This is a genomic window from Extibacter sp. GGCC_0201 (assembly GCF_017566055.1).
Lineage (GTDB): Bacteria > Bacillota > Clostridia > Lachnospirales > Lachnospiraceae > Extibacter.
In genome coordinates, this window is record NZ_JABFCH010000200.1 from 1 (window position 1) to 219 (window position 219).

Sequence of the window (219 nt, forward strand, 5' to 3'; positions counted from 1 at the left end):
TCAAAGATCAGTAGAGCTGCTGGCTAAAGTAGGCTATAGTGCTGATAACGTAACTGAAGATTCGCGCAAACTTGTTATCAGTAACGAGGATAGCAAGGTGCGCTTTATAATTACTAAAACTGTCGATTTGCCGACCTATGTAGAATACGGTGCTGCCGATATCGGGATCATTGGTAAAGATGTGCTGCTGGAAGAACGCAAGGACGTATATGAGCTGCT

The 219-nt window shown here is 43.8% G+C and carries 1 pseudogene; it reads left to right on the forward strand.

The annotated features are described in order from the left end of the window. Positions 1–219: pseudogene (locus HJV72_RS19250) on the forward strand (ATP phosphoribosyltransferase); the annotation flags it as partial.